This window comes from Candidatus Sulfidibacterium hydrothermale, assembly GCF_020149915.1.
Classification (GTDB): domain Bacteria; phylum Bacteroidota; class Bacteroidia; order Bacteroidales; family F082; genus Sulfidibacterium; species Sulfidibacterium hydrothermale.
Genome location: NZ_CP083760.1, coordinates 1,362,377 through 1,380,606, shown reverse-complemented (window position 1 = coordinate 1,380,606; position 18,230 = coordinate 1,362,377). Strand labels below are relative to the sequence as shown.

General features: G+C 44.3%; 8 protein-coding genes and 1 pseudogene. 6 read left to right on the top strand and 3 right to left on the bottom strand.

The genetic code is table 11. The features are described from left to right. Positions 1 to 268: 268 nt before the first annotated feature. Positions 269 to 1,264, bottom strand: a complete 996-nt coding sequence (locus tag LA303_RS05385; RefSeq protein ID WP_240526898.1) for a M28 family peptidase — start codon at positions 1,262 to 1,264, stop codon at positions 269 to 271. 408 nt (positions 1,265 to 1,672) lie between these two features. Here LA303_RS05385 and LA303_RS13585 point away from each other — a divergent pair. Continuing rightward, positions 1,673 to 1,979: pseudogene (locus LA303_RS13585) on the top strand (GIY-YIG nuclease family protein). A 260-nt stretch (positions 1,980 to 2,239) separates the two neighbouring features. On the opposite strand, the gene LA303_RS05375 reads toward LA303_RS13585, so the two are convergent. Continuing rightward, on the bottom strand, positions 2,240 to 3,595 hold the full coding sequence (locus LA303_RS05375) for a sensor histidine kinase (protein WP_240526897.1): 1,356 nt from the start codon (positions 3,593 to 3,595) through the stop codon (positions 2,240 to 2,242). Then, a complete protein-coding gene (locus LA303_RS05370) occupies positions 3,585 to 4,961 on the bottom strand; it encodes a sigma-54-dependent transcriptional regulator (RefSeq protein ID WP_240526896.1) in 1,377 nt (458 codons plus the stop codon). Before LA303_RS05370 ends, LA303_RS05375 begins: the two co-directional genes overlap by 11 nt. 242 nt (positions 4,962 to 5,203) lie before the next feature. On the opposite strand from LA303_RS05370, the gene LA303_RS05365 reads away from it, so the two are divergent. The 5 genes from LA303_RS05365 (at position 5,204) to LA303_RS05345 (ending at position 18,211) form a co-directional block, all read left to right on the top strand. After that, entirely contained in the window at positions 5,204 to 5,884 is a 681-nt protein-coding gene (locus LA303_RS05365) for an ABC transporter ATP-binding protein (RefSeq protein WP_240527115.1), read from the top strand. Positions 5,885 to 5,948: 64 nt separating this feature from the next. Then, complete coding sequence (locus LA303_RS05360) at positions 5,949 to 8,336, top strand: ABC transporter permease (RefSeq protein WP_240526895.1); 2,388 nt, start codon at positions 5,949 to 5,951, stop codon at positions 8,334 to 8,336. 75 nt (positions 8,337 to 8,411) lie between these two features. Then, positions 8,412 to 10,700, top strand: a complete 2,289-nt coding sequence (locus LA303_RS05355) for a tetratricopeptide repeat protein (protein ID WP_240526894.1) — start codon at positions 8,412 to 8,414, stop codon at positions 10,698 to 10,700. A gap of 171 nt (positions 10,701 to 10,871) precedes the next feature. Next, positions 10,872 to 14,786 carry a hybrid sensor histidine kinase/response regulator transcription factor gene (locus tag LA303_RS05350; protein ID WP_240526893.1) on the top strand — a complete coding sequence of 1,305 codons (3,915 nt, stop codon included), beginning with the start codon at positions 10,872 to 10,874 and terminating at the stop codon, positions 14,784 to 14,786. Between the two features lie 287 nt (positions 14,787 to 15,073). Beyond that, positions 15,074 to 18,211 (top strand): SusC/RagA family TonB-linked outer membrane protein, encoded by a 3,138-nt coding sequence (locus LA303_RS05345; RefSeq protein ID WP_240526892.1) that lies wholly within the window; start codon positions 15,074 to 15,076, stop codon positions 18,209 to 18,211. Positions 18,212 to 18,230: the final 19 nt, after the last annotated feature.

Here is an 18,230-nt window from a genome sequence, read left to right as displayed (position 1 = left end):
GATAATTTTTATCAGGGCAAGCGGGCGGGCTATCCACTTTAGTCCTCATCCGCAAAGCCGTTCGGACTATGCGGCTGCCGGGCGCTTCACCTGTCGCGCCGGCATTCCGCAGCCTCACGGCCTTCCGGCCTGCGGGCTGCCGTTCCTATCCCTCTTGCAAAGTCCACAGTAAATCATCGTCCGCGTTTGCAACGCGGACGAGTAATAAGAAATAACAAAAAATAGCATCCTACAAAATGCAGCAAAGCATCTTCAATTCTAACAAACTTTACATGGAATAAATTACCGTCAGCAGCACCTGTCCCACTGCTTTCAAGGTGTTTTTATCAATTTTGTCCAGCGTATCCCCCTGCGTGTGCCAGTACTTCCAAAAAGTACCGTTGGGACTGTCCGGGTCAAGCTGAATGATGTCCACCGACGGAATGCCCGCAATTTTATTCACGTATAAATGGTCGTCGTCGATAGGATAACCATCACGATTGGGGAAATAATTATCGTAACCCAGGCCGCGGGCTGTCCGCCAAATCAAATTCACGTAATAACGGGCATACTGCCGCGAGTAATATTCTTTAAGAAAAGTAGCATTTTTTGCCCCCACCATATCCAGCAAAATGCCGAAGGTGGCCGAGTAGCCCGATTTTTTCGCCTGATGCGCCCAATACTGCGCGCCGAGGGCCCAACTGTTTTCTTTTCCCTGCAAATGCAGATACGCCGGCGGTCCCCAGTCTTCCAAATCAAAAAACACAATGTCTATTCCCACATCCGGATGATGCAGATGAAACTGCCGCGCCATTTCGAGCAACACGCCAACACCACTGGCACCGTCGTTGGCTGCCATAATCGGCTTATTCCAGTTGGCTTTGTTGGGGTCGTGGTCCGAAAACGGACGCGAATCCCAGTGCGCCATCAGCAAAATACGCTTTTGTTTTTTCGGCAAAAAAAAACCGATAATATTTTCTCCGCTGCGGAGTACCCCATCGTAAGTGCGGGCTTTAAATTTCTGTATCACCACCGTATCGGCAAACTTTTTCAGCTTTTGAACAATCCACTGCTCACAGGCCGCATGTGCCGGCGTACCGGGCACCCGCGAGCCGAAAGCCGTCTGCGCAGCCACATAAGCATACGCCGAATCGGCATTAAAATCAGGAATCAATACGGCATCTTTCTTGTTATCTGCCTTTTTATTATCTGCTGTCCGGCTGTTGCAGGATACCACCGCAAAAACAGAAAAGAACAGCATCAGAAGAAAAATCTTAGCCTTCATTTACTTTTTTTATTTCTACAAAAGTACGTAATTTCACTTTCGTATTACCTCCCCTTTGCACCTTCGAAATTTTGTCTTTCCCTTTGTGGAAAAAAAATAGTCATCAGTTACTGATTATTGGGAAAGGATAAATGTAGAACGATGAATAATGAGCTATCATGGTATTAAATATTTTACCTACAACTACTGTCCTCCTGAACGGAGCACAGCGAAGTGAAGGAACTCGTTAAAACAATCTGCGCAAAGAAGATGCTTCACTGCGTTCAGCATAACAAAAAATCAATGAATATCCTCTCGTTCGTAGTCATGAAATAATGCTTTCGGCAGACTCCTATGGGAGACAAAATGATGAGATTATAAAAATATTATTTTTGTAAACATCATCTAATCAACAAAAAAACGAAACCCATCGGAACCCATAACTACTTTGTATACATTACAACCAACAAAAATAAAACCGTACTTTATACCGGCGTAACCAACAATTTACCTTATCGGCTGGAACAACATGAGGAAAATGCAAAAACTACTAAAACTTCTTTTGCAGGCAAATACAATTGCTACCATCTTATTTATTATGAACGCTTTGAATATATTCAACATGCCATTGACAGGGAAAAAAGAAATAAAAGGATGGGTACGACGAAAAAAGGAGAAATTAATCAATGAATTTAATCCTGAATGGAAATTCTTAAATGACGAAATTGAAGATTAAAACCTTTTCCCCAAAAAAAATTTGTCCTCCTGAACGGAGCACAGCGAAGTGAAGGAACTCGTTAAAACAATCTGCAGCAAAGAAGATGCCTCACTGCGTTCAGCATAACAAAAAATCAATGAATATCCTCTCGTTCGTAGTCACAAAATAATGCCTTCGGCAGGACCTACGAATAGTATGACAAAGCAGCTAATTTTCAATATTTTGATTTCAACATCATCCATCTAAAATCAAACATCCCCACATCCTCAGACTCCCGGTCAGAATACCAAAATGAAGGTGGCTCCTTTTCCGGGGGCTGAACGTACGGAAAGGCTTCCTTTGTGCATTTGCATAATCTGCCGCGAAAGGCTCAAGCCGATTCCCGAGCCATTCTTTTTCGATGTAAAAAAAGGCATGAATATCTTATCCAGGGCTTCTCTGCTGATTCCGATTCCGGTATCGGCCACTTCAATCAGCGTCCGGTTATTCAGATTAACCGAAGCCGTAAGGCTGATCTGTCTGACTTCCGAATCTTTAACCGCATCAATGGCATTGAGCAACAGGTTAATTAAAACCTGATCCACCAAATCGGGATCTGCCAGTAATTTTAAATCTCCCGGAAAAATCCGCGTATTGATCTGGATATCATACTTCGTCAGCTTCGGCTCCAACAGCTCCAATGCTCTTTGAAACAAATCGGCAACAGGGAAAAAACGAAAATTCGGCTTCGGAATCCGGGTCAGATTCCGGTAAAGTTCCACAAAATTCAAGAGTCCTTTACTCCGCCGCTCAATGGTGGCCAGGGCACTGGCCATGTTCTCAAGGTCTTCTTTTTCTTCTTCGGTAAACGATTCTTTCTCTTTCTGAAATTCCTGCAAAATATCCTGTACCGTAGAAGCCAGTGACGAAATGGGCGTAATGGAATTCATAATTTCATGGGTAAGTACCCGGATCAGTTTCTGCCACGACTCCACCTCTTTTTGTTCCAGCTCGGGATGAATGTCCTGCAACGAAACCAAAAGATATTTTTCGCCATGCATCAAAAACTCGGTGGCATGAATGGACAATTGCAGCAATTCATTGCCGACAAACACTTTCACCAGCTTTTTTTCTCCCGCACGGGCTTCTAAAAGCGTCTTACTCAACTCTTCCGAAACCGGTGAAAGCTGATGAATGTGACGCAAATGTTTTACCTGCAACAAACTCTTTACCGCATTGTTATACACATCCACTTTGCCGCTGCGCGAATACACCAACACCCCGATACTCACATGCTGAATAACCGTAAGGAGATAATTGAAATTTTCTTCTTTTTCGGTTTTCGTCCTTTTAAAAGCTTCAATCACTTCGTTCAGCTCACGGTTTAATTCATCAAAGCTTTTACCCGGACTTTCATCCATAAAAGAGCCCATAAAATCGGCATTGCGGATAGAAGAGAAAAAACGGGCCAGTTTACGGTTGGTTTGTTCGGTGTACCGGATAAGAAATATCACCTGGGCAATGAACAATACCGAGAGAATAAGGGTACTGATACGGTAAGCCGGCTCATGGTACAATGCAAAAATCAACAACAACGTAAAGACCATCAGCAGGATACGTAAAACGACCTGCACCCTGAATTTTTTATAAACCATATTTTTCGATTCTGCGATAAAGCGAAGCCCGTGTCAGTCCCAGTTCTTTTGCCGCCCGGCTGATGTTACCGCCATGTTTGTCCACCACTTTGCGGATCAACATTTTTTCGGTTTCTTCAAGATTCATATTCACAGGGAAAATCTCGTTTGTACTTTCCGGCACTTCATTCATAAAAAAGTCCTGCGGCTCCAGCATATTTCCTTCACTCAGAATCACCGCCCGCTCCACGGCATGCTGCAGCTCACGAACATTTCCGGGCCAGCTGTGCATCTGCAACCTTTTCAGGGTTCCCGGACCAATCCGTTTCTGGGGCATTTTATATTTCTTGGTGTAAATCTCCAGAAAATGGTTCAGCAACGGTTCAATATCTTCTACCCGCTCACGCAATGGTGGAATGGTAATCTCCACCGTATTAATCCGGTAAAGCAAATCCTGACGGAATTTATTCTCTTTTACCATTTCATACAACGGCATATTGGTAGCGCAAATCAACCGGACATCCACCGGAATTTCTTTATGTGACCCCAAACGAACCACTTTGCGGCTTTGCAGAACACTCAATAATTTCGACTGTAAACCGGGAAGCAGATTTCCGATTTCATCCAGAAAAAGGGTTCCGTGATTGGCCGCTTCAAAACGGCCGGCCCGGTCTTCGCGGGCATCGGTGAACGCACCTTTTTTATAACCAAACAATTCACTTTCAAAAAGGCTTTCGGTAATCGCTCCCAAATCCACATTGATAAACATATTGTCTTTACGGGGCGATGCCCGGTGAATGGCACGGGCAATCACTTCTTTTCCGGTTCCGTTTTCCCCGAGTATCAACACATTGGCATCGGTTTTTGCTACTTTTTCCACCGTTTTCAACACCCGTTCCATCGCTTTCGACTGTCCGATAATATTACTGAAAACATGATCCTGATCGGCTACCAATAATTTGTTGGTCGAACGCAGATTTTCCAATTCCACCTTCGACACCCGGATCTTCAGCGAGGCTTCGATGGTCGCCAGCAACTTCTGGTTATCCCATGGTTTCAGGATAAAATGCGTAGCGCCTTCCTTTATTCCCTGTACCGCCAGTTCCACATCACCATAACCGGTAATAAAAATGACAATGGCTGCCGGATCGATCTCCAGAATTTTGTTCAACCAGTAGAAACCTTCTTTTCCGCTGTTGGCATCACGCGAAAAATTCATGTCCAGCAAAATAACATCGTATGTTTCATTACGCAACAAATCAGGGATGTGCGCCGGATTTTTTTCGGTATGAACAATATGAAAATACTTGCGGAGAAACATTTTAGCCGCAAGTAGAATATCAGGATCATCATCCACAATCAGAATACGGGCATTTACTTTTGTCATCTTTCAGGGAAATTAATTTTGGGTTAAAATTACGGATAAATGTTCATTTGCTCTAAAAAATGAACGTTTTCGAACACTTTTTGTTACAACGAAGCACTAAAATATTCAAAACAAGTTACTAATCAGCAACTTACTGCTTGTGGCACAGATTTCGTAAAGCCAATACAGAAAAAGTTACCGGTAAAATAACCGGTTGTTTCCCTTGTACAGAAAAGATTACCTTTGTGGAACCTGAAAAAATGATGATTGAAGTACACGAATTAAAAAAGATTTTTCGTTCGGCCGACATGGAAACCATGGCATTGGCTGGTATTGACCTGCGGGTAGAAGAAGGGGAATTTGTTTCGGTTATGGGCCCTTCGGGATGTGGAAAAACCACACTGCTGAATATTCTGGGAATGATCGACACCGCTACTTCCGGACGCTACCTTTTTATGGGAAAAGATGTTTACCAACTGCGCGAAAAACAAATCAACCGGTTACGTAAAGAAAATATCGGTTTTGTATTTCAAAATTTCAATCTGATTGAAGAACTAAGCATTTGGGAAAACATCGAGTTGCCTTTGATTTACCTCGGAGTAAAAAAATCGGAACGAAAAAAACGGGTAGCCGAAGTGGTAGACCGGCTGGAAATAACCCACCGGAAAGATCTGCTTCCCGGCCAACTCTCTGGAGGACAGCAACAACGGGTCGCAGTTGCCCGTGCCATTATCGGACGTCCCCGCTTGTTGCTTGCCGACGAACCCACCGGCAACCTGGACTCTGTACATGGCGAAGAAGTGATGAATCTGCTCAACGAGCTAAACAAAGACGGCATGACCATCGTCATGGTTACCCACTCGCACCACGACGCCAGTTACAGCCGCCGGATTGTCCATCTTTTCGACGGACAAATTATCAGTGAAAACCTCAACAGAATTTAATTTTATGTGGAAGAGCTTTTTCCAAATGGCATTCCGGGTTTTGATACGGCAGAAAAATTATTTTTTGCTGAATCTCGCCGGATTATCCATTGGAATTGTCGCTTTTGTTTTCATTTATCTCTACGTTGAAAATGCGCTGTACTACGACAGAAGCTGGAAAAACTATCCCCATATTTATCGTATAAACGAAACTTACTCAACCGGCGGAAAGGCCGAACGAATGGCGCTGACTCCGTACCTGCTGGCCGACCGGCTGAAAAAAAATTTCCCGGGCATCATCGAATCCACCCGCCTGTTTTTTACCGATCCTTCAGACAAAAATGATGTTTCTTCGGTAAAATACCACGGCAAAGTGTACGACATTCCCAACCTGACCATCGGCGATGCCCGCGTATTCAAAATTTTCAACTACCCTTTTACCGAAGGCAATCCGGACAGCTGTTTGGTGCATCCTAACAGCATGGTGCTGTCGCTGGCCATGAAACAAAAAATTTTCGGAAACGAGCCGGCCATCGGCAAAAAACTGAGAACCAGTATCCGGACCTATACCGTAACCGGCGTTTTTGATCCCCGCGGACATCCTTCACATCTTGAATTTGACGCCATCATATCGGTTACATCACTCAATAAGAGAGAGCAAAAACAGCTGGAAACCAACTGGTTCTGGATGAACTGTTATACCTACACCCTATTGGCAGATACCGTAAACCGGCAAAAGCTGACCGAAAGGATCGATTATTTTGCAGATACGGCCATGACCCACTTTGTCAAAAAGCAAAAAATTCAAATTACCGGCTATCTCCGTTTTCATTTTCAGCCGGTGTCAAAAATTCATTTTTCTAAAGGATTGCTTTACGACAGCCACTCAAACATTAACATCACCTACCTTTATATTTTCGTCGTGGTCGCCTTTTTCATATTGCTGATGGCCTCCATCAATTACGTCAATTTTGCCACGGCACGGGCACTGAAAAGAATCCGGGAAATTGGTATTCGAAAAGTAATGGGAGCCGCACGGAAACAGCTGATTGCCCAGTATATCACAGAATCGGTCATCATTACTTTTGCAGCATTCATCCTGTCACTCAGCATCGTCGAAATTTTAATGCCGGCATTCAACAAACTGGTTGACAAACAAATCACGCTGGTTGACAGTCTTTTTACCGGAACCGGTCTGGTATTCGGCTTTTTACTTTTTCTTTTTATGCTTATGCTGGCACTGGCCAGCGGAATTTTACCGGCCATCATTCTTACCTCACTGCCCCCGGCGAAAGTGCTTCGCGGACAAGCCCTGGTTGTTCGGGAAAATAAACGGCAGGCTTTCACGGCTACCGGATTGCGCAAAGTTCTTGTGGTTATTCAATATTTTGTGGCTATCGGTATTATTATTGCCACCCTGGTGATGGCCGCCCAGATTCATTACGTTAAAAACAAACCACCCGGATTCGATAAAAACAACGTCCTTATTGTGAACCGGCCGGCCGACACGGCTTTCCGGGGAAGAGCCAAAGCTTTTGTACAGACATTGAAAAAAGGCCCCGGAATTCAGGAAGTAGCCACGGCTTCTAATTTACCCGGCTACTTGACCGACAAAATCCTGGTAAAAACCGATACCGTAAAAGGACACCTGCAAACACTCAACGGATTTTTTGTCGGACCGCACTACTTCGATTTGTTAAAAATTCCTTTTCTGGAAGGGAAAAATTTTTCGGCTGCCCATACCAATGATTCGGTAGAACCTTTTATTATAAATGAAGCAGCGGTACAGTTTCTCCATCTGAAGCACCCCGTCGGGAGTTATCTTTATACCCCTTACACCAAACCGGCTGTCATTATCGGAGTAGTGAAGAATTTTAATTTTTCATCGCTTCACCAGAAAGTAGAACCGTTGATTTTCATTTTCAGGCCCCGGTTTATGCAATACATTATCATCCGTATCCGTCCCGGCCAAAAAGAACAGGCCCTGCGATACCTGCACAAGGTATGGGAAAAATACAACAAAGGCTACACCATGTATTATACTTTTCTGGATAAAAAGCTTAACTCTTTGTACAACAGCGACCAGAAAATGCTTTCATTGTTTCTGTACTTCTCCTTATTTGTTATCCTGCTCTCCGCTTTAGGATTATCAGGACTGTCATCCTTCCTTATCGAACAGCGCTCCAAAGAAATCAGCATCCGCAAAGTACTGGGAGGTTCCGAAAAACAAATTGTGCTGATGCTGGTTAAAGAATACCTGCTATTGGTTTTAATTGCCGGATTACTGGTTTCTCCGGTGGTTTGGTTTTTCCTCCAAAAATGGCTGAACAGCTTTGCTTATCATATTCATTTGCATATCTGTTTTTTCGTAGCCGGTATTTTACTGGTTTTACTCATTGCCTTTGTTACTGTTCTGTTGCAGACTCTTCTGACAGTGCGGAAAAAACCGGTAGATGCGTTGAAATATGAATAAATTTCTTTTATTTCCGGTTGTTAAACCGATGGGATTCTTTACTTTTGTTGCCTAAATTGCGCTTTATCCAGAAACATGAATCATCCTTTCCGTTTTTTTCCCGGCTTTCTTTTCGTCGCTTCCGTTTTACTTTCTTCCTGCGGGAATTCAAACCACATTGATGTGGCCAAAGCTTCTTTTGTAGGAAATAAAAACTGCGTAAGCTGTCATGCGAAAGAATTTACTTCGTGGAAAACATCTGACCATGCTCATGCCATGGATACCGCAACAGACAAAACGGTTCTGGGCAATTTCAACAATGCGGTTTTCATGCATCACGGTTTCAAAAACCGGTTGTATAAAAAAGACGGAAAATTTTACGTGCATACCCTTGGCCCCGGTGGCAAGCCAGGCGATTTTCAGATTGCCTACACCTTCGGATACAGGCCGTTGCAACAATATCTTGTCCCGTTCGACAGCGGACGGCTGCAATGTCTGCAAATAGCCTGGGATACGCAAAGAAAATGCTGGTACGACCTGACCGATTCGCTGCACAAAGGCGAAACCATTGCTCCTGACGACTGGCTGTATTGGACCAACAACGGACAAAACTGGAACGGGATGTGTGCCGAATGCCACTCGACCAACCTGCGGAAAAACTACAATCCGAAAACCCATGTTTACCACACCACCTGGTCAGAAATCAACGTAAGCTGCGAAGCCTGTCACGGTCCGGCTTCTGAGCATTTAAAATGGGCCAGGCTTCCGGAAAACGAGCGAAAAAAATATCCGAACTATGCGCTGCGCGTCCATGACGACAGCCTGACCGCCGACCAGCTCATCGGACAGTGTGCTTACTGCCATGCCCGCCGGAGTTCGTTTGGTGATTTTATTTATCCCCACAAAGATATGTTCAACATCATGGCGCCGCAATTGCCCGTGGAACCGGTTTATTTTGTGGACGGCCAGATTAAAGAAGAAGATTACGTTTATTCGTCGTTTACGCAAAGCCGCATGTACCACGAAAAAGTACGTTGCACCAACTGTCATGATGTACACAGCCTGAAAGTAAAATACAACGGCGACAACCGGCTTTGCGAACAGTGCCATCAAAAAAAGGTGTACGATACTTTCAGTCATACCCACCATAAGTTTCCCGGACAAAAAGGAAAGCCACTGGTACTTGACCACGGCAAAAGAATTATTCCGGTGGGTGAAGGTTCTAAATGCATCAACTGCCACATGCCCGGACGTTATTACATGGGCGTGGATTTCCGGCGCGACCACAGCATGCGTATTCCGCGACCCGATTTAAGTGTGAAACTGGGCACGCCTAATGCCTGTAACAGTCAGTGTCATACCGATAAATCAGCCCAATGGGCAGCCAGCTTTGCCGCACGATGGTATGGCAAAAAACATCCGCATCAGTTTGGCGAAACTTTTGAAAAAGTTTTACAAGGGGACACTACTGCCAGCCACGAGTTGTTGCACATTATCCACGACAGCATGACAACGCCCATTATCCGGGCTTCTGCCGTAATGTATCTCGGACAAATTCCGCCTTCGGTACCAGCACAACAAACCATCCGAAAAAAATTAAAAGACCCGAATCCCATGGTGCGTAATGAAGCGGTAAAAGCTTTTGTCCCGACCAGCGTACAGGACATGATCACCACACTGGGACCTTTATTGAATGACTCCACACGTCTGGTACGTCTTTCAGCTGTACTGCGGCTATCGCAAATTCCGGTAAAACAGATGGATACAACGCTTCGAACCTCGTTCTGGAAAGACGTAAAAGAATATGTGGAAACCATGGATTATTCGGCCGATTTTGCACCGAGCCGGCATAATCTCGGCGTGCTTTATTCCAATCTGGGCGACCTGCAAAAAGCCAGGGAAAATTTTGAAGAAGCCCTGCGTATTGATAACCAGTTTTATCCGGCCAAAGTCAACCTCGCCATCGTTTACAATAAATTACATGAAAACAACAAGGCTGAAAAGCTGTTGAAAGAAGTCATAAAAAGCCATCCCGAACTACCGGAAACTTACTATTCGCTGGGATTGCTGGAAGCCGAAATGGGTAATTATGATGCATCGGCACGTTATCTGAAAACGGCTTCTGAAAAAATGCCTGACCGGCCGCGTATTTTTCTGAATCTGGCTAAAGTGTTGCAATATCTGCACCGGATGCCCGAAGCCGAAAAAGCTTTCCTGTCGGCTTATCAACTGGAACCGGAAAATCCGGGATATCTTTCGGAATTAATCGGATTTTACCTGAAAAACGGAAAGAAAAACCAAGCCGTCCATTATTTGAAACAATGGGTTAAAAACCACCCTCACGACCAGGAAGCCCGGAAACTGCTTTCAAAAATCAACGGGTAATTTCCCGAATTCAAAGACACCCTAAAAACTATTGACCGGGAAAACAAACCCTGTTTTTTCAATATGCTATTTTATAATCATTTAAACGCCATAAAACAGGATAATCCAAAATAGCTGTAAAAAAATGATATATATTTGTCTTACTAAAAAAACAAAATCCCTGTGCCGTAAATGAAATATTTGTCCAGATTATTATTTGCCGGATTTTTGGCTTTTTTATTTCTGACCGGCATCCCCTCTTATGCTGAAGGTTTCCGGCATTTATCGCGGAAAGACGGGCTGAGTTCCAACCGGACTTACGGAACAGTGGAAGACAAAGAAGGCTTTTTATGGATTGCCACCAGTGCCGGCATCGACCGCTTCGACGGGAAACACTTTGTTCATTATCCGCTGGAAAAACTGGAAGAAATTGCCAGTCGTGGCTTTTCATACAATTATCTGCTCATCGACACCAGCAACAATATTTTTGTGGTTTCCAACCGGGGTTATGTGTACCGGCTGAACCGGCTGCAGGATCGCTTTAATCCGGTAAAAGCTTTTTCTTTTTACAACGGAAAATATGTGGCAGCAGCCTTTCTCGACAACAATCACCACTTGTTGCTGGGCACCCCCAACGGGCTTGTGGTATACGATTATGACAGAAAACAATTCATCCCGACACCGGTAAAAAAAAATGTCCGTGGCATTCTTTCCTATGGTGACGGATACCTTCTGGGTACAACCAACGCCATTTTATGGCTCTCCAAAGACTTTAAAAGAACCCGCCAGATGGGAAAATGGAATCCAAAACTGGGCAAAAACGTACAGGTCAGAGCGTTATCGTACGATGCATTTAATAAACGAATCTGGTTTGGCACCCAAAATACCGGACTTTACTATTTTGACCTGAAAAAAAACCGGTATCAGGAAAGCCTTTGCAACGTGAACATTAAAAAATATCCGGTTTGGGACATTGTACAAGGCAACGACACTACCATGCTGGTGGGTACTGATGGCGCCGGACTTTTTCTGGTGGACTTACGAAAAAACGAAGTCATCAAGCAATACACACACAATCCCGACGATGAAGAATCCATCAGCTCCAATGTCATCTACGGCATCCTCGTCGGCCGTGAACATGTTTATTTTATTTCTACGGATATCGGAGGCGTGGATATTCTGAATCCGTTACTTCCCCATTTCAGGATGCTCCGGCGCGAAAAGGGAAACACACAATCACTCCGGAATAATGTAGTACGTGCCATTGTGGAGCCCAAGCCCGGATGGCTGGCTTTTGGAACAGAAAAAGATGTATCTCTCTGGGACCGAAAACACAACCATTGGCAACGACTCGGAAAAATATCCGATGCCGGACGTAACCGGGTTGTCACAGCCATGTCCCACTCAGATGACGGCAGTTTATGGGTAGGATATTTTCTGAACAACTTAAAAATTTACGGTCCGGCAGAAAAAAAATACGCCCCATTGCCCGAAATTCTCCTGCACATCCGCAATCCGAAAGCCATGTACTTCGACAATAACAGTCAAACACTCTGGACAGGCCGGTCGGGCCGCCAAGTCCGGTTATTGTCTTACCATTTCAACACCCGTATCCTGGACCGGTTTTCGCTCCCCGAAGTTACCGACCTGCATCCTTACCCATTGGATAAAATGCTCATTTCCACCCGACGTGGCCTTTTTATAGTCAACAAAAACACCAGCGACATTAAAAAACATCTTGCCTTTGAAAACAAACTGAACCGAATTACTTGTCTTTTGGTGGACAACCGCCAACGAATTTGGATAGGCAGCGATGGCGGAGGATTGGCCCAAATTAACCTGGACGGGAAAATATTACAGCTTTTTAATGAGGAAAAAGGGCTGGCTTCCAACCATGTTTACGCACTACAGGAAGATGACAACGGAAAACTGTGGGCCGCTACAGCCACAGGGTTATCGCGCATCGATCCTTCCGATTCGGGAATTCTAAATTATTTTGCATCCGATGGTGCCGTTCCCGGAGAGTTCCGCTACAATGCATCCTGCAAAACCCGTGACGGGCAATTACTTTTTGGAGGTACCGACGGCGTAGTCATGTTCAATCCGGCTACGCTAGGTAAACCATATCTTACGATGAATCTGATTTTTACCGGGCTCTATGTGAATCAGAAAAAGATTACCGGAGCATCCGGAAAAATTCTTACCCGTCCGATTAATGATGCCCGGACATTACATTTACAATACAACGAAAATTCGTTTACCATTACCTTTACCAACATCGATTTTATCCATCCTGAACAGGCACGATTCAGCTGGAAACTGGAGGGATATGACAAAACCTGGTCGCCGGTTTCGCCGGTGGGCCGGACATCGTATTCCAATGTACCACCGGGAGATTATATTTTCAGAGTACGCCTGAAACCATTTGCCATTTCCGGACGGATGCCTGTAGAACGCGACATCCGGGTAATTATCAGCCCGCCAATCTGGCGAACGCCCTGGGCATTTTTATTCTATGCGGCTCTTATTATCGCCATTGTCTTGTTGGTTTTATACTACAACAAACTGATGCATGACATGCACAGCGCCCGCGAACGGCTCCGTTTCCTGGTGAACATGGCCCATGAAATTAAAACGCCATTATCTCTCATTCAGGCTCCCATTGGCGATGTGATTCGCGAAAGCAAAGACGAAAACCTTACCGAAAAACTCAACATGGCGCTGAAAAACGCCCAAAAGTTACAAAACAAAATCGGCCGCTTTCTTGATTTCAAAAAAATTGACGAAATCAAAAATGTCCGTCCAGAACGTATGGATGCCGTTGCTTTTGTAAAAAGGAAAATCTTTGCTTTCCGGATGCTGGCAGAAAAACATCAATTACAATTAAATCTGGAAACCGCATTGCACAAGCTAGAAGTTTACTGCGACCCTGAATTGCTGGACAAAATATTGAATAATCTGCTCTCCAATGCCATCAAATACAACAAACCCGGCGGATTTGTTAATGTACGCATCATCCAACACCAGAAAACCTGGCAAATTGTGGTTACCGATTCCGGAATCGGTATTCCCAAAAAGGAACAAAAACGAATCTTTAAGCTGTTCTTCCGGGCAAGCAATGCGGTAAAATCACAAATCAGCGGCAGCGGCGTTGGTTTGGTGCTGGCCTATGATATGGCCAAAGTGCTCAAAGGCTCATTAACTTTTAAAAGCAAAGAAGGAGAAGGAACCACCTTTACCCTTACCCTGCCAATAGGAACACCCGATATTCATGATGATGTTTATGTGGATTCTGCTGAAGAAGAGGAAAGCCCGACATCAACCGGGACAAATACAGAAAAAGAAGACAAGTTAAAAATCCTGGTGGTGGAAGATGATACGGATTTACGAAATTACATCCAAAAAGTGCTGCAAAAAGAGTATCAGGTATTGGTTTGTTCCAACGGTCAGGAAGCCTGGCTGAAAGTCCAACAACAATTGCCCGACCTGGTACTGTCGGATGTGGCCATGCCCCGGATGAACGGACGCCAGCTGTGTATCAATATAAAATCCAATGCATCCACATCGCACATTCCGGTAATCCTGCTTTCAGGACTCAGCAGCCAGGAGAATATTTTGCAGGGACTGGAAGCCGGAGCCGACGATTACATCACCAAGCCCTTTGACTCTTCCATTTTAATGGCAAAAATCAAAACCCTGTTACTGAACAGAAAAGCGCTGAAAGAAAAATTTATTCACACAACCGGTGAAGGAATGGAATTTGAATTTAAGAATGAATTTGATAAAGCTTTCGTAAAAAAAATCACCACGCTGGTGGAAGAAAACATTGCCGATCCGGACCTTTCTGTCCGGATGCTTTACTCCGCTGCAGGAATGAGTCGTACTGCTTTTTATCACAAACTGAAATCACTGATCGACATGTCACCGGCCGAATTTATCCGGATGATCCGCCTGAATCATGCAAAAAAATTATTGCTCACAAGACGTTTTAATGTCAATGAAGTGGCTTACCGTTGCGGGTTTACCGATGCCAAATATTTCAGTACATCTTTTAAACGGCAATTTGGGAAATCTCCTTCATCATTTTTGACCGATCAAAAAAAATAATCTTGACTACTACACACAGGCCTTCGTACGGAATCCAACTTTTTTGTACAAAATCACACCCCATCATATAAGGTTTAACGATTTATATTTCAAAGCATTATCATCCAAATCACGAACAACACCGCAATCGTTTTATGGAAGAAATATTTTCCATATTTAAACCTCATTTCAACCTATTTTAACCACAGGCAAACCTGTTTCGGTTTTTACTGATCTATATTTGGCCATGTGAAATTTTAACATTTTTTACCAAAAAAAATTATTTTCAAAAATTAAAACAAAGCTTTATGAGATCTTTACTTGCAATTATTCTTCTCAGCCTGATGACAGCCACGGGTTACGGGCAACATCTGGTCACGGGAAGAGTAACTGAACAGTCCGGAACCTCTTTGCCCGGTGTAAACGTCGTTATTAAAGGGACCACCAACGGTACCGTAACCAATGCAGACGGGGTTTACAAAATTGTGGCAAAAAAAACGGATTCACTGGTATTCAGTTACATTGGTTACCAAAAAGTTTCCAAATATGTAGGAAACCGAAAAACCATTAACGTGGTGATGCATGTCATCAACAACCAGTTGAACGAACTCGTCGTTGTCGGCTATGGTACCATGCGTAAAAGCGACGTTACCGGTGCTACTTCCACGGTAAAAGTAAAAACCAACGTAGCCCGCGAATACAACACAGTCGACCAGTTGTTACAGGGTCGTGCTGCCGGTGTACAGGTAATCAGCAACAATGGAAACCCGGGAATGGGAATTAGCGTGCAAATTCGCGGTATCAACAGCTTACGCGGAAACAACCAACCCTTGTATGTAGTCGATGGTGTACCGATCACTTCTGCCGGCGAAGATGCGGCCATGGCCCAAAAAGACGGTAACTCACTCTCAGAAAAACAAAACGGTTTGGCCGGTTTAAATCCCAGCGACATTGCCAGCATCGAAGTACTTAAAGATGCATCGGCCACTGCTATTTATGGCTCACGCGGTGCCAATGGTGTGGTTTTAATTACCACAAAAAAAGGCCGTTCCGGAAAAATGAACATCGATGGTTATTTTACCACCGGAATCTCCAACATCAGTAAAAAGCTCTCCGTTTTAGATGGTGTTGACTACGCCCAGTACCGGAATGAAGTGGCCATCATGAACGGCCAAAATCCCAATTTTTATATTGATAACAATCAGGTTTATACCGTAACTTATGAAAACGGTCAGCCAGTTATCAGCAAAACTCCCAGCCGAACCGTAAATTGGCAGGATGAAATTTACAAACCGGGGTGGACTTATACTGCTGGGGCTTCTTTTAGTGGCGGAACCAAAAAAGGAACCTTTTATGTTTCGGCCGATTATACCGATGTATCCGGTATTGTAAGCACTTCACGAATGCAGTCCGGTTCTTTCCGAATCAACCTGACCGAAAACCTTACCAAAAAATTTAAAATTGACGGACGGTTGTCCCTTTACTATAGTCAAGGTACTTTTGCCCAGGATGGAGACAAGGCCGGTGCCAACCGGAGTTTCATCAAAAGTGTTCTCACCTACAGTCCCATCATTGGCGATGACGTAGAAAATCTGGATATCGATCTTGGACTTTCTAATCCGTATTCCTGGCTGAACGATTTTGAAGATGTTTCCAAACAGCTTCGTTCGCAAGCTTCTCTGCGGGCCACTTACCAGCTTCCCATTAAAGGGCTCAAATTCCAGATCACCGGCGGAGCCAACATCTGGACCAAAGAAAGAAAACGCTGGTACGGATTGACCACTTTCCAGGGTGCTGCTTCCAACGGACGGCTGTCTATGGGAAGCTTACAAAAATACTCATGGGTAGTGAACAACCTGCTCCTCTATAACCGTGTTTTCAAAAAGAAACACTCCATCAATGCCATGGCCGGATATGTTTACGACGGAATTTACCGGGTAAACAGTTCTTACGAAGTAACCGACTTTTCCACAACAACATTTACGGTAGACGGCCCGCAATACGGCTCATTGATTACGGCTCCTTTAAAAACTTCTCCAACTACCGAGGTGATGAATTCATTCCTTACCCGGTTGAATTATTCTTACGACAGAAAATATATTGCCACTGTAACTTTCCGTGCTGACGGATCTTCCAAGTTTGCCGAAGGAAACAAATACAGTTTCTTCCCCTCTTTCTCGCTGGCATGGCTGGCTTCAGAAGAAAGTTTTATTAAAAAATTAAATGTTTTCAGTCTTTTGAAAGTTCGTGCCGGATGGGGGCAAACCGGAAACCAGGCCATTTCGCCTTACCAGACTTTCGCAAATTATGATATCGCCTATTATGCACAGGCAGACAACTCTACCGGTATTGCATTTGTTCCGGTTAATATTGCCAATCCTAAATTAAAATGGGAAACCACCACACAAACCAACGTAGGTTTCGATTTGGGATTCTTTAACGGGAAACTCACCGCTACGGTAGATGCTTATTATAAAGAAACCGATGACCTGTTACAGAAAATGGTTCTTCCTTCTTCCACCGGATATTCGGTGATGATGATCAACCGCGGTTCCATTTCCAACAAAGGGATAGACATCTCGGTAAATGGTGTAGCCATCGCCAAAAAAGACATGAACCTTTCCATCGGCGGAAATATTTCATTCAACCGCAATAAAATTCTCTATCTCGGTATTCCGGATGCTCCGGTATATATTGACGGAAAAGAAACCATGGCATCCTTTTACATGGGTGACCCGGTTTCCACCGGAAACTATTTCCACTGCCCGGCCAACATTTTTATGGTGGGACAACCCATCGGCATGTTTTGGGGTTGGAAAACCGATGGCATTTACCAGGCCGATGATCCGAATATCCTTCCGGGATTCCAGCCGGGAGATGTGAAGATTGTCGATTTGAACGGCGACGGAAAAATCGACCTGAACGACAGAACCTTTATCGGAAATCCTAATCCTGATTTTACTTACGGTTTCAATCTGGATTTCACCTACAAACGTCTCTCGCTGACAGTAACGGCATACGGAACTTACGGCAATCAGATTGCCAACGGACTTGCCATTGAATATTATACGGCCACAGGTTCTGAAAGCAATTTAAATCCTGCAGCATACCACGACGCCTGGCGTCCGGACAAACCGTCCAACAGCTATCCGCGCGTACTGTACCAGGGTGACCAGGGTGCCCCGGCTATTACCGACCGGATCATTGAAGACGGAAGTTATTTCAGAATTACCAATCTGACTATCGGATACGATATTCCTGTAAAACATACCGTTCAAAAACTTCATGTTTACGCTTCTGCACAAAACCTTCTGACCATCACCGGATACAGCGGGTATGATCCGAACGTAACCAGCTTCCTCTACAACGGGAACATTCAAGGCGTTGACTGGAATGCTTTTCCCAGTGCCAGGACGTATATTATCGGCCTTAACATCAGATTTTAGTTAATCATCGAATGAAAAA

Excerpts from the sequence above, each read along its gene's own strand:
- LA303_RS05375 (WP_240526897.1), bottom strand. The coding sequence starts at position 3,595 with ATGGTTTATAAAAAATTCAGGGTGCAGGTCGTTTTACGTATCCTGCTG.
- LA303_RS05350 (WP_240526893.1), top strand. The coding sequence starts at position 10,872 with ATGAAATATTTGTCCAGATTATTATTTGCCGGATTTTTGGCTTTTTTA.
- LA303_RS05370 (WP_240526896.1), bottom strand. The coding sequence starts at position 4,961 with ATGACAAAAGTAAATGCCCGTATTCTGATTGTGGATGATGATCCTGAT.
- LA303_RS05385 (WP_240526898.1), bottom strand. The coding sequence starts at position 1,264 with ATGAAGGCTAAGATTTTTCTTCTGATGCTGTTCTTTTCTGTTTTTGCG.
- LA303_RS05365 (WP_240527115.1), top strand. The coding sequence starts at position 5,204 with ATGATTGAAGTACACGAATTAAAAAAGATTTTTCGTTCGGCCGACATG.
- LA303_RS05355 (WP_240526894.1), top strand. The coding sequence starts at position 8,412 with ATGAATCATCCTTTCCGTTTTTTTCCCGGCTTTCTTTTCGTCGCTTCC.
- LA303_RS05345 (WP_240526892.1), top strand. The coding sequence starts at position 15,074 with ATGAGATCTTTACTTGCAATTATTCTTCTCAGCCTGATGACAGCCACG.